Here is a 19,021-nt window from a genome sequence, read left to right as displayed (position 1 = left end):
AGGGGGGAGTGCGGTGGGGAGAGTGCGGGTGAACGGGCCGGATCGGCGCGGGGTGTGTGTCCGCGTCAGAGGCTGCGCGCGCTGATGTCGCCGTAGGCGGTGGTGGCGTGGACGGTGAGGGCGGCGTCGGTGCCGTCGGCGTTCCGGAGCGTGTTGTGGATCCGGCCGTAGGAGGTGCCGGCGTCCAGGGAGGCGGAGACCCCACGGGCGGCGGCGACGGAGATCTCGCCGTGCTCGGTGCGCAGCGTGACCGTGCCGCGCACGGCCTCGTCGACGCGGAGGTCGCCCTTCTGGGTGCTGATGTCCGCGTCGCCGCCCAGACGGCCGACCGTGACGTCGCCCGACTGGAGGGTCAGCCGGACGCTCGCGGCCTCGTCGAGCTCGACCGTGCCCTGAGCGGTCTCGAAGGTGACGTCGCCGAGCCGTCCGACGCCCCGCAGCCCGGCGAGGGCCGCGTTCGCCTCGACGTGGGATCCCGCGGGCAGTTGGACCGTGACCTCGACGGATCCGGAGGGGCCGAAGACCTGGTTGTCCGCCTGCGGGGCGGTGATCCGCAGGACGTTGTCGCCGTAGACGACCTCCGTGCGCTCCGCGGCCTTCGCGTCGCGGCCCGTGGACGGGTTCTTGGGGAGGACCTCGACGGTGGTGTCGGCGCGGTCGGCGGCGATGAGACGGATGTCGCCGGCGGGGACGTCCAGGATGACGGTGACCGGGGTGGGGGTGTCGAACTTCTGCATCGTACTGCCCTTCCGTTGCTGTTTCCGATGAGGGAAAAGCTACGTTGCATTTCCAGATCCGGCAATCATGTCGTTGCGATGGGTCGGCATAATCGCAGCTCAGAGCGGTGAATTCATTGCAATGGGGAGAGTTGCAACGCAACGATCAAGCTGTGTCACGTTGCAATAGATCGAAAGTGAACGCTACTGTGGGGAGCCCACGGACGATCACGGAGGAGAGTGCGATGCCAGGAGGCCGACTCACCCAGCAGGAACGCCAGCGGATCGCGCTGGGACTGGCCGACGACCTCTCCTACGCGGAGATCGCCAGAGGGCTGGACCGCCCGACCTCGACCGTCACCCGCGAGGTCATGCGCAACGGCGGCCCCGCCGCCTACCGTGCGGACCTCGCCCACCGCGCCACCGAACGCCGCGCCCACCGCCGCAAGAAGACCACGACGGCCCCGGACCCCGGCACGCCCCCGCAGGCCCACGGGCGCGACGCCGAAGCGGTGCGCGAGTACGAGGAGATGTTCGCCACCGTCTTCATGCAGTCGGGCCTGCCCAGGATGACGGCCCGGGTCCTGGCCAGCCTCTACACCACCGACGCGGGCAGCCTCACCGCCTCCGAACTCGCCGGACGCCTCCGGATCAGCCCCGCGTCCGTCTCCAAAGCGGTCACGTTCCTCGGCGGCCAGGGCCTGATCCGCCGCGAACGCGACGACCACCGCCGTGAGCGCTACGTCGTCGACGACGACGTCATGTACCAGTCCACGATGGCCAGCGCCCGGGCCACCGCCCACCTGGGCGACATCGCCCGGCAGGGCGTCGGCGTCCTCGGCCCCGACACCCCGGCCGCCACGCGCCTGGAGAACATCGCCCGCTACGTGGACTTCGTCTCCGAGAGCATCGCCCGCGCCGCCGACCAGGCCCGCGAGATCCTCCACACGACGCCCGGCGGGACCTCCGACGGCGCCCCCTAGGCCGCCTCTTACGGCTAGCTGGTCGTCAGTGCAGGCGGGCGCCCGAACGCCGAGGAGCGCCCGCCTGCCCGGTCGGCCGCATTCGCGTGCTGCGCGAGCCCGCCGCGGCCTTTTGCTAGCAATGCGCTTGCAATTGTTAGCGCGAGGGTGCACGGTAGGGGCATGGCATCGCTCAACGTCGGCAACCTCGGCGAGTACCTCCGCGAACAGCGGCGCACCGCGCAACTGTCCCTGCGGCAGCTCGCCGAGGCCGCCGGCGTCTCGAACCCCTATCTGAGCCAGATCGAACGCGGGCTGCGCAAGCCGTCCGCCGAGGTGTTGCAGCAGGTCGCGAAGGCGCTGCGGATCTCCGCGGAGACCCTGTACGTCCGCGCCGGGATCCTCGACGAGCGGGAACGGGACGAGCTGGAGACGCGGGCCGTCATCCTCGGCGACCCCTCGATCAACGAGCAGCAGAAACAGGTGCTGCTCCAGATCTACGAGTCCTTCCGCAAGGAGAACGGCACCGATGCGCCGGCTACCGGCCCCTCGCGGGCGGGTGCGGACGGCGCGATATCCGGACCCCGCCCGGCCGACGACGACGGAACCGGAAGCGAAGCCGGAACGGGAGCCGGAAGCGGAGCCGCACCCGCGCAGCCCCAGTGACCGCGCACGCCGACCGCCGCAGACCCACGACGCACCTGAACGACGTGATCCAGGAGGACCGCTGACCATGGCCATCACCGACGACCTGCGCAAGACCCTCTCCGACCCCACCCCCCTCTACTTCGCCGCCGGTACGGCCGACCTGGCGTTCCAGCAGGCCAAGAAGGTCCCGGGACTCGTCGAGCAGCTGCGCGCCGAGGCCCCCGGGCGCATCGAGGCGGTCCGCAACGCCGACCCGAAGGCCGTGCAGGACAAGGCGAGCGCCCGGGCCCGGGAGGTCCAGGAGACCGTTCAGACGAAGGTCAACGAGTTCATCACCGCGCTCGACGGGGACTTCAAGAAGCTCGGCGACTCCGCCCAGGACCTCGCGCTGCGCGGCGTCGGCGTCGCCGCCGAGTACGCGATCAAGGCCCGTGAGACGTACGAGAAGGTCGCCGAGCACGGCGAGCAGACCGTGCGCACCTGGCGGGGCGAGGCCGCGGAGGAGATCGTCGACCTGGCCGGAGCCGTCGAGCCCGAGCCGGCGCCCGCCCCCGCACCGAAGAGCCGCGCCCGGTCCGCGTCCGGCACCCGGCCGGCCTCCCGGACGGTGCCGGCCCAGGACTCCGCGCAGAGCGGCGCCCGGGACTCCGCCGCGGGCCCGGAGGGCGCCGCCCCGGCGGGCAAGCCGGTCGCGAAGAAGACTCCCGTCCGTAAGCCGGCGGCGAAGAAGAACACTCCGCCCGCCGAGTAGGTAGGAGCGGGCACCGCGGCGGCCGTCGGGATTCCGCGCCGCCCGCCGCACCGCCCACCGCGCGGGGCGCCGCAGGGGCCTTCGCCCGTGGCGCCGCAGGGGTCGGACAATGGGCCGGGCACGATTCGCGTGCCCGGCCCGTTCAGCGGGTACGGTGGCGACGTAGGGACGATTCGACACGGGTGGTGGACGCTGTGCTGCGAGCCGGATTCAGCGATGTGTTGTTGCTGATCTACATGGCCATGCTCGTCATGGCCGCGGTGGCCCTGGTGATGGCCGCGATCGCCCGCGAGGACGCCTACCGCGCCGCGAACAAGCAGAACAAGATGTTCTGGCTGATCCTGCTGGGCATCACCGTCGCGGTGAACCTGCTGGTCCCGATCATGTTCCTCCAGATCGCGGGACTGATCGCGACGATCGTGTTCTTCGTGGACGTGCGCCCCGCGCTCCGGGCGGTCTCCGGCGGCGGTGGCCGTCGCGGGGGCAGCAGCAGCGACGGCCCGTACGGCCCCTACAACGGCGGCCGGTGACCCGTCCCCGCTGGAGCCGCCCACGGGCGACGATGACGCGGGTGCTCAGTGCCCGGGCTCCCGGTCCAGGAGCACCACGGCCACGTCGTCCGTGAGGTCCCCGCCGTTGAGGTCCCGGACCTCGTTCACGGTCGCTTCGAGCAGTTCCTCCCCGCGCCGGCCGTCGGCGAGCTGACGGCGGACGAGTTCCACCATGCCGTCCTGCCCGAGCCGCTGGGTCCCGGAGCCGATGCGTCCCTCGATCAGTCCGTCCGTGTAGAGCATCAGGCTCCAGGTGCCGCCCAGGTCCACCTGGCGCCGCGGCCAGCGGGCGCGGGGCAGCAGGCCCAGCGCGGGGCCCCCGCTCTCGTACGGGAGGAGTTCCGCGAGCCGTCCGGGGCGGACCACCAGGGGTGCGGGGTGGCCCGCGAGGCACAGGCCCGCGTGGCGGCCGTCGGGGGCGATGTCGACCGTGCAGAGGGTCGCGAAGATCTCCTCGTCGGCCCGCTCGTGTTCCAGGACCTGCTGGAGCGTGGAGAGCAGTTCGTCCCCGCACAGTCCGGCCAGGGTCAGGGCCCGCCAGGCGATGCGGAGCTCGACGCCGAGCGCGGCCTCGTCCGGTCCGTGTCCGCAGACGTCGCCGATCATCGCGTGCACGGTGCCGTCGGGCGTGCGCACCGCGTCGTAGAAGTCGCCGCCGAGCAGGGCGCGGGAGCGGCCGGGCAGATAACTGGCCGCGAAGCTGAGCCTGGCCCCGTCCAGCAGCGGCTTGGGGAGCAGTCCGCGCTCCAGGCGGGCGTTCTCCTGGGCCCGCATCCGGGACTCGGTCAGTTTGCGCTGTGCGGCGTCCGCGCGCTTGCGCTCCACGGCGTACCGGATGGCGCGGCTCAGCAGCCGGGCGTCGAGCTCGTCGCGGAACAGGTAGTCCTGGGCGCCGACGCGGACCGCTTCGGCGCCGCGCTCGGCGTCACCGGAGGTGGTGAGGGCCAGCACGGCGTGCCGGGGCGCCAGGCGCAGCACGTGCTTGAGCGAGGCCAGCTCGTCGGGCTTGTCCGCGCCGCCGCCCGGCGGGAGGGTCAGGGCGAGGTCCAGCAGGATGCAGTGCACGTCGTCGGTGAGCAGCCGCTCGGCCTCGGTGAGGTTGCGGGCGGTGCGGATGCGGATGGGCTTCCCGGCGGCGTCCAGTAGGTCGGGGATGCCGAGGGAACCCGCGGGGTCGTCCTCGATCACCAGCAGGCTGAGGCCGCCGCCGGTCGCGGTGCCGGTGCGGTCGGTCACCGCCCGGGCCTGCGTGGTCGCGGTGGCCGGGGCGGACGCGGCGACTGCGGTCGTGGCTGCGGACGCGGGCGCCGTGGTGTCGTTCGGGCCGTCCGGGCCGTTCTCCACGGCCGGTATCGCTCTCTGCCGCGGTACGGGTGCGGGCATCGTCTGGATTCCTTCCCTCCCCCCGAGGGCGCGGCGGGGCGTCGAACGACGCACCGCCAGACGGGGACCATAGCGGTATGCGGCGGCGCAGGGGAACGAGGTATCCGAAGCTGCTGGGCAATCGGCCATCGTCATATGCCGCATCCCCTCCCGCAATTGGACAGCGGGCCACCGTCAGGGTGTCCGCACGGAATGACGAACGTCACGCCGCCCGGGTTGAGTCCCGGCCCGGACGTGCCGTACGTCACGTGGCGCATACGGACCTCCGGCCGGCCGGCTCCAGATGGCGGGCCGGGCCCCTCGCGTTCGGGCGGAGGCTCTGACCTGCGGTGGGCGGGGCCTGCACGCTGCGGGGCGGCGGGTCGGCTCGGTCGGGTCGGTTTGGGGCCTGCTCGGGTCAGCCCTCCGGCCGGACCACGCCCAGTATCGGCATGGAACCCGCGCCGGCCACCGTGACGGAGCGGCCGGGGCGCGGTGAGTGGATGATCGAGCCGTCCCCTATGTACAGGGCCACGTGGCTGGCGTCGGAGTGGTAGATGATCAGGTCCCCCGGCTGGAGGTCCGCCTCGGACACCCGCCGCAGCGATTGCCACTGCTGTTGTGAGGTGCGGGGTATCGGTACCCCGGCGGCGGCCCACGCCTGTTGGGTGAGGCCGGAACAGTCGAAGGAGTCGGGGCCCTCGGCGCCCCACTCGTAGGGCAGGCCGAGCTGGTCCTCCGCGTAGGCGATGGCGGCCCGGGCCCCGGCGCTGCCGTCCGTCCCGCTCCCCTTCAGGACCCCGGAGCCGAGCCAGGCGTCCTGGGCCGCTCGCTGGTCGTCCTCCTCCAGCCCCCGCAGCCGTTCCAGCTCCTCCGCGGCGAGGGACTTCTCCAACTCCTCCGCATCGGCGAGCTTGCGCTCGACCTTCTTGCGCGCCGCGTCCTTCTCGCCCCGGGTCTCCTCCAACTCCTCCTGGTTCGCGGTGGCGTCCTTCGCGTAGATCCGCAAGTCCTCCTGGGTCCGGGTGAGCTGGGTGATCAGCCCCTTGGTGGCGCGCTGGCCCGCCAGGACGCGCCCGGCGCCGTCGAGGAAGTGCCCGGGGTCGTCGCTGAGCACCAGCCTCGCCTCGTCGGGGACGCCGCCCGAGCGGTACTGGGCGCGGGCGGCGGCCCCCGCGCGGTTCCGCAGGCCCTCCAACCGCTCCTCGCCGTCCGCGATCTTCTCGGCGAGGTCGGCGATCGTCCTGGACTGCTCGGCGGCGGACTCCTCGGCCGCGTTGTAGGCGTCGGTGGCCGCTGCCGCCTCCCGGTAGAGGCGGTCCAGCCGGTCCCGGACGTCCTCCAGCCGATCGGCGCCCGTCCGGGGGGTGCCCGACCCCGAGGTGCCCGAGGTGCCCGAGGTGGGCGGCTGGGGGAGGGGCGTGGGCGCTGCCGAAGCGGCACGGGGAACCGACAGCAGGCTCACCGCGCAGGCCACCGCCACGACCACGATCGTCAGAATCCGCCGTACGCGCATCCGTTCTCCCCCTCCGCTCCCCGGTACCACCCGTGCCCCGCCCGTGCCCCACCCGAACCAACGGACTCCCGCGCCCGTTCGGCCCCGTACCCGTACCCGTACCCGCCCCGCACGCGTACCGCACGAGCGCACCACCCACGCGACCGCGCGACGGCGCCCCGTACATCGGCTGGCCGGCGCATCCGCCGACCGGCCCGTCCGTTCCGCTCCGATCCGAATGACGATCGGGTCCGTACGTTCGTTCCCGACCCGGAGCGGTCGCACGCGTGTTCACCCGAACGCGTGAGGTGCCCCCGCTGGGTGACGGGAGGTGCGGACACCGTTCCGGGCGGGTCGTGTCGGGGGGACGCCCGGCCGCGGCCCCCGTGGCGACGGACCGCACCCACCTCGGCGGCGCCCCCGGCTCACCGCACCGCCGGGGCCAACGCCTCCCACCGCAGCGTCACTTCGCCCTGCCGCCACCGCTTCGGACCGTCCACCACGGGCCAACCGCCCGCCCGGAGGTCCCGCACCGCCCGCATCCACCGCTGCCGCGCCCCGTACGAGGCGTAGGGCGCCGCAGCCGCCCACGCCCGGTCGAAGTCCCGGAGGAACGCGTGCACCGGCTCGCCCGGCACGTTGCGGTGGATCAGCGCCTTGGGCAGGCGTTCGGCGAGGTCCGAGGGGCGCTCCAGGGAGGCGAGCCGCGTCGCGAAGGTCACCGTCCGGGGCCCCTCGGGCCCGAGCGTCACCCACACGTGCCGCCGGCCGATCTCATCGCAGGTGCCCTCGACCAGCACCCCCTCCGGCGCGAGCCGGGCGCACAGCCGCGCCCACACCCCGGGCACCTCGGACTCGTCGTACTGCCGCAACACGTTCGCCGCCCGGATCAGCACCGGGCGACCCGGCAACGGCACCTCGAAGCCGCCGTGCCGGAACTCCAGCCCCGCACGCGCGTACGGCCGGGCCGCCGCCACCCGCGCCGGGTCGATCTCCACCCCGACCACCCGGGCGCGGGGCGCGACGGTGCGCAGCCGGTGCAGCAGCTCGACGGCGGTCCAGGGCGCGGCCCCGTAGCCGAGGTCGACGGCGACGGGGTCGTCCGCGCGGCGCAGGGCGGGGGCGTGGGCGGCGGTGATCCAGCGGTCCATACGGCGCAGCCGGTTCGGATGGGTGGTCCCGCGGGTCACCGTTCCCACGGGTCGGGAGGGCATGCCCCCGAGGGTATCCAGCCGGGGCCGCACACCGCGCCGACCCCGTCGCCCGGCCGGTCCGTGGATCAGCCGGAGGACCCTGACCTGCACGGTTGACGAAGGCAACGTAATAGTTGTGCAAAATGGGAAGGGAACGGTGTCCTTCGGTGTTGCAGGGCTCCGGAGGGTAGGCCGCGCCCTCCCGCAGGCATGCCACCGCGGTCGCAGGGACACGGAACCGCGAGGTCCGGACCCGCACCGACGACGGAGCCGGGCGGCGAAGGCCCCGCACGACGACCGGATGCAGCCGCGAGGAGGACCGCTTCGTGAGCCACTACGTCAGCAGGCTCGGGCGACGATCCACCGCTTCCCCACCCCGTCCCTCCTCCCGGCTGCGCCTGCCGGGCACCCTCCGCAGACCGCGCCGCATCGCGATGCTCAGCGTGCACACCTCGCCGCTGCACCAGCCCGGCACGGGCGACGCGGGCGGCATGAACGTCTACATCGTGGAGCTGGCGAAGCGGCTGGCCGCGATCGGCATCGAGGTGGAGATCTTCACCCGCGCCACCACCGGCGGCCTGCCGCCCACGGTGGAGCTGGCGCCCGGCGTCCTGGTGCGGCACGTCGACGCCGGCCCCTACGAGGGCCTCGCCAAGGAGGACCTGCCCGCGCAACTGTGCGCGTTCACCCACGGCACCATGCAGGCGTGGGCCCGGCACCGCCCCGACCACTACGACCTGGTCCACTCGCACTACTGGCTGTCCGGACACGTCGGCTGGCTGGCCGCCGAACGCTGGGGCGTCCCCCTGGTGCACGCCATGCACACCATGGCGAAGGTCAAGAACGCCTGCCTCGCCGACGGCGACACCCCCGAACCGGCCGCCCGGATCATCGGCGAGACCCAGATCGTGCGCGCCTCCGACCGGCTCATCGCGAACACCCGCGAGGAGGCCGACGAACTGGTCGGCCACTACGAGGCCGTGCCCGACAAGGTCGCGGTCGTGCACCCGGGCGTCAACCTCGAACGGTTCCGTCCCGCGGACGGACGGCTCGCCGCCCGCGCCCGCCTGGGGCTGCCGCCGAACGCCCTGGTGCCGCTGTTCGCGGGCCGCATCCAGCCCCTGAAGGCCCCTGACGTGCTGCTCCGCGCGGTCGCCGTCCTGCTGGCCGAGCGGCCCGGGCTGCGCGGACGGCTCGTCGTCCCCGTCGTCGGCGGCCCCAGCGGCAGCGGGCTCGCCAAGCCCGAGGGCCTCCAGAAGCTCGCCGCGCGCCTCGGCATCACCGACGTCGTGCGCTTCAGACCGCCGGTCGGCCAGGACGAGTTGGCGGACTGGTTCCGGGCCGCCTCCGTCCTGGTGATGCCCTCGCACAGCGAGTCGTTCGGCCTCGTCGCGATCGAGGCGCAGGCGACCGGCACGCCGGTGCTCGCGGCCCGGGTCGGCGGGCTGCCCGTCGCGGTACGGGACGGGGTCACCGGCCACCTCGTCGACGGCCACGACCCGGTCGACTACGCCCGCGTCCTGGGTGCGTACGCCGACGATCCGGCGATGTCGTTCCGGATGGGCGCCGCGGCGGCCCGGCACGCGGAGTCCTTCGGCTGGGACGCGGCGGCCTCCGCGACGGCCGACGTCTACACCGCCGCGCTCCACGAGTACCGCCGCGGGGCCCGCACCCACCACGGCTGACCGCGCCTCCGGCGCGCGCCGGGGGAGTGCGGCAGGCATGACGTACGCGTGGCGCGCGCCACAACGGCGGCCCGCCGCCGCGTACGGGACCGTCCCGTAGGCTCGCCGCATGGCTGAGGCGGCGGTGATCATCGAGCGGGTGCTGACCGAGTCGGGGATCGAGTGGGAGAGCCCCGAACCGGGCGCCTACGTGGCGAAGCTGCCCGGTACCCGCAAGCTCTTCACCACGGTGTCCCTGATCGTCGGCGAGCACACCCTGTCGCTGAACGCGTTCGTCGTGCGCCACCCCGACGAGAACGCGGAGCGCGTGTACCGCTGGGTCCTGGAGCGCAACCTCAAGCTGTACGGCGTGGCGTTCGCGCTGGACCCGCTCGGGGACGTCTACCTGGTCGGCCGGCTCCCCCTCGACGCGGTCACGCCCGCCGAGGTCGACCGCGTCCTCGGCTCCGTGCTCGAAGCGTCGGACGGCGCCTTCAACACCCTGCTGGAACTCGGTTTCGCCACCTCCATCCGCCGGGAGTACGCCTGGCGCGTGTCCCGCGGCGAGTCCACCCGCAACCTCGACGCGTTCACCCACCTCACCCGCGACACCACCCCCGACACCCCGTCCCCCACCACCCCGGACGCCCCCGCGTAACCCCGCCCGACCTGCGAGGACCCCCCTCCGCGACCGCCTGGAACAGGGCGCCGGAACACCACTGTGCCCACGTCAGCGGCATGGCTTACCCTGCTGATCATCGGCCGCGCCCCGCGCACAGCCTCTTCACAGCGTGCCCTCGGGCGTCGCGCGGCCGGATCCATCAGGGTGGGGGTTCATCACTGTGCGCACGCGCAGCATCTCGTCGGCGACCGCGCTCGCCGTCCTCTTCAGTTCCGCCGCGCTCGTCGCGGGCACGGCCGGCAGCGCCGCGGCCGACTCCGCGCGGGTCCTGAACGTGAAGTCCGTCGGGGACGTCGTGGTCGACGACGCACGCCAGCGCGTGTTCGTCTCCGACCCGCGCAGCGGCAAGATCGTCGTCACCGACTACGCGGGCCGCGTGGTCAAGACGCTCAGCGGCCTGCCCGGCGTCCACGGGCTGGAGCGCTCCGCCGCCGGTCAGGTGTACGCGGCGGTCGGCGACACCGGCCGGATCGTCTCCGTCGACACCGGGACGCTCTCCCAGACCGCGAGCTACGACCTCGGCGCCGAACGCCCCCACGACCTCGCCGTCGCCGGCGGGAAGCTGTGGTTCAGCCACGCCGCGGGCCTCGGCTCGCTCGACCTCAGCGCCGCCGAACCCGTCGTCGTGCTCGCCGCGGCCACCGGCTCGCAACCGCTCCTGGGCGCCGACCCGGCAGCGCCGGACGTGCTCGTGACGGCGACCGACCGCGCCGCCACCGTGTACGACGTCTCCACGGGCACGGCCGTGGAACGGACGCGGGGCGGCATCGACGCGGAAAACCTCCGCCAGGTCGACGTGACGCCCGACGGCCGGCGCTTCGTCGTCGCCAGCGGCGCCCCCTACGAACACGTCGCCTACTCCACGACGGACCTGTCCCGCGCGACCAGCTACCGCACCACCCACTACCCCAACGCCGTCGCCATCGCCCCGGACGGCAGTGTCGCGGCCGGCGTCGACGGCTCGTACTCGCCCGACGTGTACGTGTTCCCCAAGGGCCACACCAAGCTCGTCCGCAGCTACGAGTTCCCCAGCACCGGTCACAGCAGCGGCTCCGACCTGCTGCTCCCGGGCGGCCTCGCCTGGACGTCCGACTCCCGCCGGCTGTTCGCCCTGTCGGCCAACAGCCTCGGCACCGTCTCCCTGCGCACCTTCGACAACCCCACCCGGTCGCTGCCCAAGGTGACCGTCTCCGCGCCGAGCAGCGCCACCCGGGCCAAGCAACTCACCGTCACCGGCAAGGTGTCGGCGACCCTCGCCCTGCCCGCCGGCACCCCGCTGACGGTCACCCGCACCGACGCCGAGTCGCCGAGCGGCAAGCGCCTGGCCTCCGTCAAGACGACGTCCAGCGGCTCGTTCTCGTTCAAGGACACCCCGCCCTCCGGTGGCAAGGTGACCTACCGGGTGGCGTACGCGGGCAGCGGCACGCACGCCGCGGCGGCCGGTTCGGACAGCGTCTCGGTGTCCCGCGCGGCGACCACCCTGAAGCTCGACAAGAACAAGAACGTGTACGCCCACGGGACGTCGGTGAAGTTCACCGCGACCCTCGGCAAGACGTACAAGAACCGCACCGTCAAGCTGTACTCCGACCCCGCGGGCGACGGTCGCGGCCGGGTCCTGGTGAAGACCGGCAAGGTCGCGAGCAACGGCAAGATCTCCGCGACGGTGAAGCTCGGCCGGGACACCACGGTCACCGCCGTGTACGACGGTGACTCCCGTACGTCCGGGAAGTCGGCGAAGAGCTGGGTCGGCAGCAAGGTCAGGATCTCCACCAAGTTGACCAACCACTACAAGACCGCGCGGCTGAACGGCGCCACGACGCACTACTACAAGGCGTCGAAGGACCCGTACGTCGGGACCGTGATGACGGCGTACCCGGGCCGCCAGCACCGCCTCCAGTACGAGGTCCGCGTCCAGGGCCGCTGGCAGGGCCTGGGCACCGAGTACTTCGCCGCCAGCTCCTTCGGCGAGACGCGCATCCGGCTGCTGGGCCCGCACGAGCCGGGCTACCAGTTCCGCGTCCGGGCGTCGTACATCAACGGCGCGCACGGCGACAACGTCCACTCGACGACCCACGGAGCGTGGAAGTACTTCATCCACACCCGCTGACCCACCGACATCTGCTGACCCACCGAACCCACCGGGCTCGTCGTCCCCACCCCGTAGCGGGCGGGGACGACGAGCCCGGTGGCCGTGGTGACGACGTGCGCGCTAGCGGCGGACGTCGGGGGCCTGTTCGGCGTACCGGGGGGCGGCCTGCGACCATGTGGCCTCCGGCTCCGGCGCCGCGTAGGGGTCGGCGCTCCGGCCGGGCCGCCGCGGCCACCACAGCCCACGCCCCAGCAGCACCGCCACCGCCGGCACCAGCACGATCGACAGCACGAAGGACGACAACACGATGCCCAGGGCCGTGGCGAAGCCGACCTCCTGGGTCGCCGGGCTGGCGATCAGGCTGGCGAAGGAACCCGCGAGCACCAGACCGGCGGTGGCGATGGCCGGCGCGGTGTGCCGCACCGCCTCGGCGACGGCCTGCCGCACGGTGACCGGCTTGTCCATCTCCTCCTTGATCCGGTCGCTGATCAGGATGTTGTAGTCGGTGCCCAGGGCGACGACGAAGAGGAACAGCACCAGCGGCAGGGTGAACGAGATGCCCGGCCGGTCCAGCAGGTGCTGGAAGGCCAAGGTGCCCGCACCGAGCGTCGCCGCGAACCCCAGCCCCACCGCGACCATGAGCACCAGGGGCGCCAGCACCGAACGCAGCAGGAGCAGCAGGATCAGGGCGATCAGGGCGGCGGCGATCGGGAAGACCAGCCGCAGGTCCTTCTCCACGGCGGTCGAGATGTCGGCGAACACGGCCGCCGTTCCCGTGAGGTGCGCCTCGGTGTGCGCGGGGGTGTTCTCCTCGATGGCGGAGCGCACGGGGCCCGACACCAGGTCACGCGCCTGCTGGGTGTCGGACTTGACGGACAGCACCACCTCGATGCGGGCGGCCGTGCGGTCGGGGTTCAGCACGGGCGCGGACACCCGCCCCACCCCTTCGACCTCGGCGAGCGAGCCGGTCAGACCGGACAGCGCGTCCGTCCGCAGGGCGCCGTCGTCGCTGCGGACGTACACGGTGTGCGGGTCGGTGGCACCGGCGGGCAGGCTGCGGGAGATCTCCTCGGCCACCTCGACGGCCTCGGTCCTGGGCTGACCCGCCTGGTCGTAGCTCATCTTCAGACCGAACGCACCGGCCGACAGCACCCCCAGCAGGGCTAGGCTGGCGATGACGTACCGCACCGGCCGTCGGGCGATCTCCAGTCCGAGGCGGGCGCTGACCCCGCCGGGGCCCTCCTTCTTCCACGCCTTGGCGGGCCAGAACATCGCCCGCCCGCTCACCGCGAGCAGCGCCGGCATCAGGGTGAGGCTCGCCAGCAGCATCACCAGCACGGAGATCGCGATGGCCGGGCCGAGCACCCGGAACTGTCCGAAGCTCGCGACGCCCAGGGTGGCGAACGCGGCGACGATCGTCAGCCCCGCGGACAGGATGGCGTTGCCCACCCGGCCCGTGGTCACGGCCGCAGCCGTGACGGCGTCCTGCTCGGGGTGGGTGCGCAACTGCTCCCGGAACCGGAAGAGCAGGAAGAGGAAGTAGTCGATGCCGATGCCCAGCAGGACCACCGTGATCAGGGACGGGGTGGACGCGTCGAGCTTGATGTCGAACAGCTCCGCCGCTCCGGCCACCGCGCCGGCGGCGACCCCGCCGATCAGCGCCACCGCGATCAGCGGCAGCAGTGCGGCGAGCACGCTGCGGAACACCACCACGTTCAGCAGGACGATCAGGCCCATGGTGAGGGCGCCGATGAGCTTCTCGCGGAATTCCCCCGCCTCCATGGTGTCCGCGGTGCTGGCGATCCCGCCGGTGAATCCGATGCGCAGACCCTGCCCGTCGAACTCCTCCTCGGCCGTGTCACGGAACTCCCGGAACACGTCCTGGAGCCCCGGGTCGTTCATGTTCCCGTTGACCGAGAACGACACCAGTTGGAACGTCCCGTTGGGGGCGACCGCGCCCAGGCCCAGCCGCGGGGTCTGCGAGTGGTCCTTCATCAACCCCTCGGGCTCGGGCGCCACGATCCGACGTTCGCCCAGCTCGGCGACGGCCTCGCGGATCGCCTTCCGGTCCCGGACGGTCAGCCGCTCCCCGTCGTTCCTGGCGACGAGGGCGGTCGCCGCGTTCCCATCGGGTTTCGCGTCGAAATCCTCCTCGGCGATGTCCAGAGCCGCAGCCGAGTCGTAGCCCTTGGGCAGGAAGTCACCCGCCTGGGAATCGGTGGCGCTGAACATCATGGACTGCCCCACGACGGTCAGCGCCGCGCCCAGAAGGGTCCAGACGATGATCGTCACCCATCGACGGCGCGTGGCGAACGATGTCAGACTGCGAATCATTGCTCTTCTCTCGACAGGGGGCTGCACGGCCTCTTCCGGACGCTCCCCAGCCCATCAAGAACCGCCCCGCGACGGCATCGCCCGGGGGGAGGGGCCGCGAGGGGGACCCGGGTCCGGGGCGCGGGCGACCCAGGACCCCGGTCCTGGGTCGGTGTCGTCCCCGGGGCGGACGGGGTCGCCGGCCCGATGTGATGCGATGGCCCGGACGCCCTCGCGGACGCCCTCGACGGGGTCTGGTGGACGCCCTCGAAGCGCCCTCGTGGATGCCCTCGTGGATGCTCTTTCGTGACGACCGCACCGCACGCGGGGTCGCCCCCGCACGGGCGTCGCCCCGTACCCCTCAGCTGAAGGAGGCGCCCCGATGGGCCCCGACCCCCGTACCGCGTCCGCCGGCCTGCTCCGCGGTGCCCGGCCGGACCTGCGGAGGTGGTGGCGACTCGCGGGCGAACGCGGGCTGGCCTCCCCGGCCCTCGGCTGGCTCCGCAACGACGTCCTGATCGCCGTCGTCGCCGCGTTGGAGATCCTCGACTACGTGGGCACGAACGTGGCCCGCGGGAAGCCGGTCGTCCCCCTCGCGGTGGTCCTGCTCGTCGTGTCCGCCCTGCCGCTCCTGGCCCGCCGGCGCCGTCCCGTGGGCGCGCTCGCCGGGGTCCTGGCGCTCCAGACGGTCGCGAGCCTCGCCGCCCCCGTCGTCCACGGCAACGGCATCCCCGCGATGCTCGCCCTGTACGTGATCGCCAGGCTCCGCCCGCACCGCACCGTGGTGCTCGCCTGGCTGGCCGCGCAGGCGGTCCAGGTCTTCCGCGGCCTGTGGAACGACATGGGGGCACCGGAGATCGCGGGAGAGACCGCGGGCTTCGTCGTCGTCATCGCCGCGGCGTTCTGGGTCCGCAAGTGGCGTCGGCAGGTGGAGCTGAACCGGGAGCTCCTGGCCGACCGCGCGGTGGCGGAGGAGCGTCGGCGCATCGCACGGGAACTCCACGACGTGGTCGCGCACCACATCACCACCATGTACCTGATGTCCGGGGGCGCGCGGACCCACCTCGACCAGGACCCGGAGACCTCCCGGGAGGCCCTGGTCACCCTGGAGGCGTCGGCGCGTACGGCGCTGCGCGAGATGCGGCAGATGCTCGGCGTGCTGCGCGGCGACGACCTCGTCGAGGAGGCGCCGTCCCAGCCGCAGCCGGGCGTCGCCGACCTCGACGGGCTGATCACCGAGTCCCGGGCCAGCGGTCTGCCCGCCCGGCTCGTCGTCACCGGCGACCAGCACCCGCTGCCGATGACCGTCGGCCTCACCCTCTACCGGATCACCCAGGAGGCCCTGACCAACGTCCGCAAGCACGCGGGCGACGCCTCCGCGGACGTCCACCTCGTCTACCTGCCCGACCGCGTCACCCTGGAGATCACCGACGACGGCAACGGCAGCCGTCGGGCGCGGGGCGCGGCGGGCGGGGGATACGGTCTGGTGGGGATGCGCGAGCGCGTCGCCGTGCACGGCGGCTCACTGGAGGTCGGCAGCCGCGCGGAGGGCGGCTTCCGGGTCGCGGCCTCCGTGCCCCTCCCCGCCCCGTGACGCCGCCCGCGGAACGCGCCCGAGAAACGCCTCCGCGGAACGCAGCCGCGTACGTGAACGCGTGTGACGTACGGGAACGATCAGCATGAGCAGGAGTGAGGTTCGATGACACCGGCCGCCCCCACCGAAGGCACCCAGGCGCACCCGCCCGCGGACCCGGCCCACCTGTCCGCGGCGGGGGCCTCCCCGGCGGCGCCCGCGGACGCCCCGCCGGCGGACCGCACCGGAACCATCACCGTGCTCATCGCGGACGACCAGCCCCTGGTCCGCCGGGGCCTGGCCCTGATCCTGCGCTCCGCGCCCGGCATCGAGGTCGTCGGCGAGGTCGGCGACGGCGAGCAGGCCGTCGCCGCGGCCCACGCACTGCGCCCCCGGGTGGTCCTGATGGACATCCGGATGCCCGTGCTCGACGGGGTGCGCGCCACCGAACGCCTCACCGCCGAACTGCCCGAGTGCCGGGTGCTCGCCCTGAGCACCTTCGACATCGACGAGTACGTGGTCCGCGCCCTGCGCGCGGGGGCGTCGGGCTTCCTCCCCAAGGACGTGTCCCCCGAGGAACTGGCCTCGGCCCTGCGCACGGTCGACGTCGGCGATGCCGTGGTGGCGCCCCGCATGCTGACCCGGCTGATCGCCACCTTCATCACCGAACCGACCGTCTCCACCGACCTCTCCGCGCTCACCCCGCGGGAGGTGGAGGTCCTGCGGTTGATCGCCTCGGGGCTCGACAACGGCGAGATCTCCCGGACCATGCAGATCGGCGTCCAGACCGTGAAGAACCACATCACCAACGTCTTCGCCAAGCTGGACGTCCGCGACCGGGCCCAAGCGGTCATCGCGGCCTACGAATCCGGCCTGGTCCAGCCCCGCGGCGCGGGCGGGGCGTAGCGCCCTCGCTCTGTTCGGCGCACGCAGCCGAAAGGCCCCCATCCCGCGGAGGAATCGCAGGTCGGGGGCCCAAGGGAAGGCGTACTGCTGGGTGCCCCGGGGCGTGCCGGTCGTGCTGATCGTGTCGGCCGTACCGGTCGTGCCGGGGAGCCCGCTGGGACGGCCCGCCACCGGACACGGCAACGAAGCCGTGCCCCTGAACGGGCGTCACCGGTCGGTACTAGCCCGCCTTGCGCTGACCCGCGTCGATGCCCGGGAAGGGTGCCTGCGCATCGTCGTAGTAGGTCTCGTCCTCCCCGAGGTCCGGGGCCTGGAAGGGGTTCGTCGCCGGAGGCGGCGAGGCCGCGGTGGCGTGGCGGGTCGCCTCCGCCGGAGCGGAGAACAGTGAGGTCACGTCGATGAGGGGTCTCCCATTGGGTACGAGGCCATGAAGGTGCCTGGCGTGAGACGACCGGGCGTGGCAGGTCTACAGCTTGCTCATCCTGGCGTACGGGCTCAAGATCCGTTCCTGAACCGAACCAAAATCCACGAGCGCCGCGATTCCCTCCTCGATGCCGGTCACCCGACCTAGGCCGTACATGTCATGTGTGACCTGGTCGCCCACGGCGAAGTGCTTGGGTGGCGGCGCGACCGGGGCCTTGAAAGGGCTGGTGGGCAGATGACGCTTCGGTGCAGATGGCTTTGTCATTGCCCCCAGTATGGGCCTGCGTGTACCGATCGGTGCAGTCGTGCGCGTCCGCTGTTCGTCACAGCCTCCGGGTGGCGGGGGCCGCTTGACGGAGGCCGCTCGGGGCTCCCGCCTCTGACCTGCGGTTTCGGCCGGGCCGGGGTGGACGGCGGCTGTCCTGCGGTCACCATCTCGCTGAACGTGGTTCGTCGACTACGTCCACCGCGGCGGTGCGTGAAGTCCGCCGGTGGCGCCTCTCCTTGGGTGCCGGACGAGAGGTTCGGTGCGCTCAACGCCCCTTCGCGCGGGCAGCGAGGTACTTGACGTACTTGACGTACTTATATGCGGGGGGCACCCTGGTTCCACGAGACCTACGGGAGGTCGCCATGTCCGCAGTGCATTTCGAGAGCTACACCGAAGCGCGTACGCACCTGAAGGAACTCCTCGACGCTGCTGACGAGGGACGGGTCGCGACCGTGCGTCGGGCCAGCGGCTGCGCTGCGGTGGTGGACGTCGAGCGACTGCGCGGCTACCTGTCTTCGGTGTGTTCGGCCCGGGCCGAGGTCGTTGCGGAGGCGGACGGGTGGTCCATCTTCATTCCCGGGCTCCCCGTTGCAGCCGATGGACCAACCTTTGATGCCGCCGTTGACGAGATGGTCGACGCCTTGCGGGAGTACGCGGACGACTGGCAGGAGAGGCTGAGACTGGCGCCCAACCATCGGGACAACTGGGGTTTGGTGCAGCTGATTGCCCTGAGTGACGACCGTCAGCTGAAGGACTGGCTGGTGGGAGTTCAGCGATGACGCGACCTCAACCGGACCGTGAGCGTCATGACCGGTTCTGTGTCGTCGAGAGGTGGGAGCGGGTCCGAGACGCTCGTGGGCGTACCGGTACGCATCACGTCACCTACGAGTTGACGCTGCATGATGGGCGCATCCTGCGGACTCGTGTTTCGCACCCTGTCGATCGCACTGTTTATGGGGCCGCGTTGTGGGGCCACATCCTTCGCGACCAGTTGGTCGTCACCGAAAGCGCGTTCCGGGACTGCGTGATCGATGGAAAACTCCCTGACCGGGGAGCCCCCTCCCCGCCCAAGGAATCGTTGCCGGCCGATCTGGTCTACCTGTTGATCCACCGCGTCGGTCTCTCGGAGGAGACCGTCTCCGAACTGACGAAGGAAGAAGCGGTGGCTCGCCTGCAACGCCACTGGACGGACGGCACGTGATGCCGTCTGCCTGCACCGACCAATACGACAGCCGCTGAGGCTCACCGGGGCTGCCGCTGAGGGTGTTGCCTGCCCCTCATGCCCAGTAGCGGGGACCGCACCTGGAAGGCCCTCGCCGCGCAGCGTGTTGGCGATCCAACGCTCCGCTTGGCGTCCGGTGTAGGCGTCGAGGGCCCCTCATCGTGCCGGTCGTCGCTGGCGGGTGAGGTGTTCCGGCCAGCATT

General features: G+C 72.5%; 18 protein-coding genes. 11 read left to right on the top strand and 7 right to left on the bottom strand.

Annotated elements, in window-relative coordinates; genetic code table 11:
- Positions 1-65: 65 nt before the first annotated feature.
- Positions 66-737: a DUF4097 family beta strand repeat-containing protein gene (locus ACFYOU_RS04955; RefSeq protein ID WP_391303659.1), complete on the bottom strand. Its 672-nt coding sequence runs from the start codon at positions 735-737 to the stop codon at positions 66-68.
- A 224-nt stretch (positions 738-961) separates the two neighbouring features.
- Between ACFYOU_RS04955 and ACFYOU_RS04950 the strand changes: the two genes are divergently transcribed.
- The 4 genes from ACFYOU_RS04950 to ACFYOU_RS04935 all read left to right on the top strand — a co-directional run bounded on the left by ACFYOU_RS04950 (position 962) and on the right by ACFYOU_RS04935 (position 3,607).
- A complete protein-coding gene (locus ACFYOU_RS04950) occupies positions 962-1,699 on the top strand; it encodes a helix-turn-helix domain-containing protein (RefSeq protein WP_391303658.1) in 738 nt (245 codons plus the stop codon).
- 162 nt (positions 1,700-1,861) lie between these two features.
- The gene (locus tag ACFYOU_RS04945) at positions 1,862-2,344 is read left to right on the top strand and encodes a helix-turn-helix domain-containing protein (protein WP_391303656.1); all 483 of its coding nucleotides are present in this window, start codon (positions 1,862-1,864) and stop codon (positions 2,342-2,344) included.
- 67 nt (positions 2,345-2,411) lie between these two features.
- The gene (locus tag ACFYOU_RS04940; RefSeq protein WP_389767683.1) at positions 2,412-3,077 is read left to right on the top strand and encodes a hypothetical protein; all 666 of its coding nucleotides are present in this window, start codon (positions 2,412-2,414) and stop codon (positions 3,075-3,077) included.
- Between the two features lie 194 nt (positions 3,078-3,271).
- Complete coding sequence (locus tag ACFYOU_RS04935; RefSeq protein WP_389767852.1) at positions 3,272-3,607, top strand: DUF2516 family protein; 336 nt, start codon at positions 3,272-3,274, stop codon at positions 3,605-3,607.
- Positions 3,608-3,652: 45 nt separating this feature from the next.
- On the opposite strand, the gene ACFYOU_RS04930 is transcribed toward ACFYOU_RS04935, so the two are convergent.
- The 3 genes from ACFYOU_RS04930 to ACFYOU_RS04920 form a co-directional block, all read right to left on the bottom strand.
- Positions 3,653-5,011, bottom strand: a complete 1,359-nt coding sequence (locus tag ACFYOU_RS04930) for a SpoIIE family protein phosphatase (RefSeq protein ID WP_391303653.1) — start codon at positions 5,009-5,011, stop codon at positions 3,653-3,655.
- A gap of 397 nt (positions 5,012-5,408) precedes the next feature.
- Positions 5,409-6,506, bottom strand: a complete 1,098-nt coding sequence (locus ACFYOU_RS04925) for an NlpC/P60 family protein (protein WP_391303651.1) — start codon at positions 6,504-6,506, stop codon at positions 5,409-5,411.
- 404 nt (positions 6,507-6,910) lie between these two features.
- On the bottom strand, positions 6,911-7,699 hold the full coding sequence (locus ACFYOU_RS04920) for a class I SAM-dependent methyltransferase (protein ID WP_391303649.1): 789 nt from the start codon (positions 7,697-7,699) through the stop codon (positions 6,911-6,913).
- Between the two features lie 305 nt (positions 7,700-8,004).
- Between ACFYOU_RS04920 and mshA the strand changes: the two genes are divergently transcribed.
- From mshA to ACFYOU_RS04905, 3 genes are all read left to right on the top strand, one after another.
- On the top strand, positions 8,005-9,363 hold the full coding sequence (mshA, locus tag ACFYOU_RS04915; RefSeq protein ID WP_389767675.1) for a D-inositol-3-phosphate glycosyltransferase: 1,359 nt from the start codon (positions 8,005-8,007) through the stop codon (positions 9,361-9,363).
- Positions 9,364-9,472: 109 nt separating this feature from the next.
- Positions 9,473-10,000 carry a YbjN domain-containing protein gene (locus ACFYOU_RS04910; RefSeq protein WP_391303647.1) on the top strand — a complete coding sequence of 176 codons (528 nt, stop codon included), beginning with the start codon at positions 9,473-9,475 and terminating at the stop codon, positions 9,998-10,000.
- Positions 10,001-10,184: 184 nt separating this feature from the next.
- The gene (locus ACFYOU_RS04905; RefSeq protein ID WP_391303645.1) at positions 10,185-12,131 is read left to right on the top strand and encodes an Ig-like domain repeat protein; all 1,947 of its coding nucleotides are present in this window, start codon (positions 10,185-10,187) and stop codon (positions 12,129-12,131) included.
- Between the two features lie 102 nt (positions 12,132-12,233).
- Here the strand turns inward: ACFYOU_RS04905 and ACFYOU_RS04900 are convergent, their stop codons facing one another.
- Positions 12,234-14,405 (bottom strand): MMPL family transporter, encoded by a 2,172-nt coding sequence (locus tag ACFYOU_RS04900; RefSeq protein ID WP_391303643.1) that lies wholly within the window; start codon positions 14,403-14,405, stop codon positions 12,234-12,236.
- Between the two features lie 403 nt (positions 14,406-14,808).
- Between ACFYOU_RS04900 and ACFYOU_RS04895 the strand changes: the two genes are divergently transcribed.
- Together ACFYOU_RS04895 and ACFYOU_RS04890 are read left to right on the top strand one after the other, a co-directional pair.
- Positions 14,809-16,020 carry a histidine kinase gene (locus ACFYOU_RS04895; RefSeq protein WP_391303640.1) on the top strand — a complete coding sequence of 404 codons (1,212 nt, stop codon included), beginning with the start codon at positions 14,809-14,811 and terminating at the stop codon, positions 16,018-16,020.
- 105 nt (positions 16,021-16,125) lie between these two features.
- A complete protein-coding gene (locus tag ACFYOU_RS04890) occupies positions 16,126-16,905 on the top strand; it encodes a response regulator (protein ID WP_391303638.1) in 780 nt (259 codons plus the stop codon).
- Positions 16,906-17,125: 220 nt separating this feature from the next.
- Here the strand turns inward: ACFYOU_RS04890 and ACFYOU_RS04885 are convergent, their stop codons facing one another.
- Together ACFYOU_RS04885 and ACFYOU_RS04880 are read right to left on the bottom strand one after the other, a co-directional pair.
- Entirely contained in the window at positions 17,126-17,299 is a 174-nt protein-coding gene (locus tag ACFYOU_RS04885) for a hypothetical protein (RefSeq protein ID WP_387004159.1), read from the bottom strand.
- Positions 17,300-17,371: 72 nt separating this feature from the next.
- A complete protein-coding gene (locus ACFYOU_RS04880; protein WP_385489890.1) occupies positions 17,372-17,593 on the bottom strand; it encodes a CarD family transcriptional regulator in 222 nt (73 codons plus the stop codon).
- Between the two features lie 365 nt (positions 17,594-17,958).
- Between ACFYOU_RS04880 and ACFYOU_RS04875 the strand changes: the two genes are divergently transcribed.
- Both ACFYOU_RS04875 and ACFYOU_RS04870 read left to right on the top strand, forming a co-directional pair.
- A complete protein-coding gene (locus ACFYOU_RS04875) occupies positions 17,959-18,375 on the top strand; it encodes a prevent-host-death protein (RefSeq protein WP_389767661.1) in 417 nt (138 codons plus the stop codon).
- Positions 18,372-18,797, top strand: coding sequence for a cytotoxic translational repressor of toxin-antitoxin stability system (locus ACFYOU_RS04870; RefSeq protein ID WP_391303635.1), 426 nt, complete (start codon positions 18,372-18,374; stop codon positions 18,795-18,797). Before ACFYOU_RS04875 ends, ACFYOU_RS04870 begins: the two co-directional genes overlap by 4 nt.
- Positions 18,798-19,021 lie beyond the last annotated feature (224 nt).

Source organism: Streptomyces sp. NPDC005955, assembly GCF_042871255.1.
In the GTDB taxonomy this organism is placed as follows: Bacteria; Actinomycetota; Actinomycetes; order Streptomycetales; family Streptomycetaceae; genus Streptomyces.
The sequence above is the reverse complement of the archived record's forward strand: the minus strand, read 5'-3'. Positions and strand labels throughout refer to the sequence as shown.

Coding starts and splice junctions, on each gene's coding strand:
- ACFYOU_RS04955 (WP_391303659.1), bottom strand. CDS start 737: ATGCAGAAGTTCGACACCCCCACCCCGGTCACCGTCATCCTGGACGTC.
- ACFYOU_RS04950 (WP_391303658.1), top strand. CDS start 962: ATGCCAGGAGGCCGACTCACCCAGCAGGAACGCCAGCGGATCGCGCTG.
- ACFYOU_RS04945 (WP_391303656.1), top strand. CDS start 1,862: ATGGCATCGCTCAACGTCGGCAACCTCGGCGAGTACCTCCGCGAACAG.
- ACFYOU_RS04940 (WP_389767683.1), top strand. CDS start 2,412: ATGGCCATCACCGACGACCTGCGCAAGACCCTCTCCGACCCCACCCCC.
- ACFYOU_RS04930 (WP_391303653.1), bottom strand. CDS start 5,011: ATGCCCGCACCCGTACCGCGGCAGAGAGCGATACCGGCCGTGGAGAAC.
- ACFYOU_RS04925 (WP_391303651.1), bottom strand. CDS start 6,506: ATGCGCGTACGGCGGATTCTGACGATCGTGGTCGTGGCGGTGGCCTGC.
- ACFYOU_RS04920 (WP_391303649.1), bottom strand. CDS start 7,699: ATGCCCTCCCGACCCGTGGGAACGGTGACCCGCGGGACCACCCATCCG.
- ACFYOU_RS04910 (WP_391303647.1), top strand. CDS start 9,473: ATGGCTGAGGCGGCGGTGATCATCGAGCGGGTGCTGACCGAGTCGGGG.
- ACFYOU_RS04895 (WP_391303640.1), top strand. CDS start 14,809: ATGGGCCCCGACCCCCGTACCGCGTCCGCCGGCCTGCTCCGCGGTGCC.
- ACFYOU_RS04890 (WP_391303638.1), top strand. CDS start 16,126: ATGACACCGGCCGCCCCCACCGAAGGCACCCAGGCGCACCCGCCCGCG.
- ACFYOU_RS04880 (WP_385489890.1), bottom strand. CDS start 17,593: ATGACAAAGCCATCTGCACCGAAGCGTCATCTGCCCACCAGCCCTTTC.
- ACFYOU_RS04875 (WP_389767661.1), top strand. CDS start 17,959: ATGTCCGCAGTGCATTTCGAGAGCTACACCGAAGCGCGTACGCACCTG.
- ACFYOU_RS04870 (WP_391303635.1), top strand. CDS start 18,372: ATGACGCGACCTCAACCGGACCGTGAGCGTCATGACCGGTTCTGTGTC.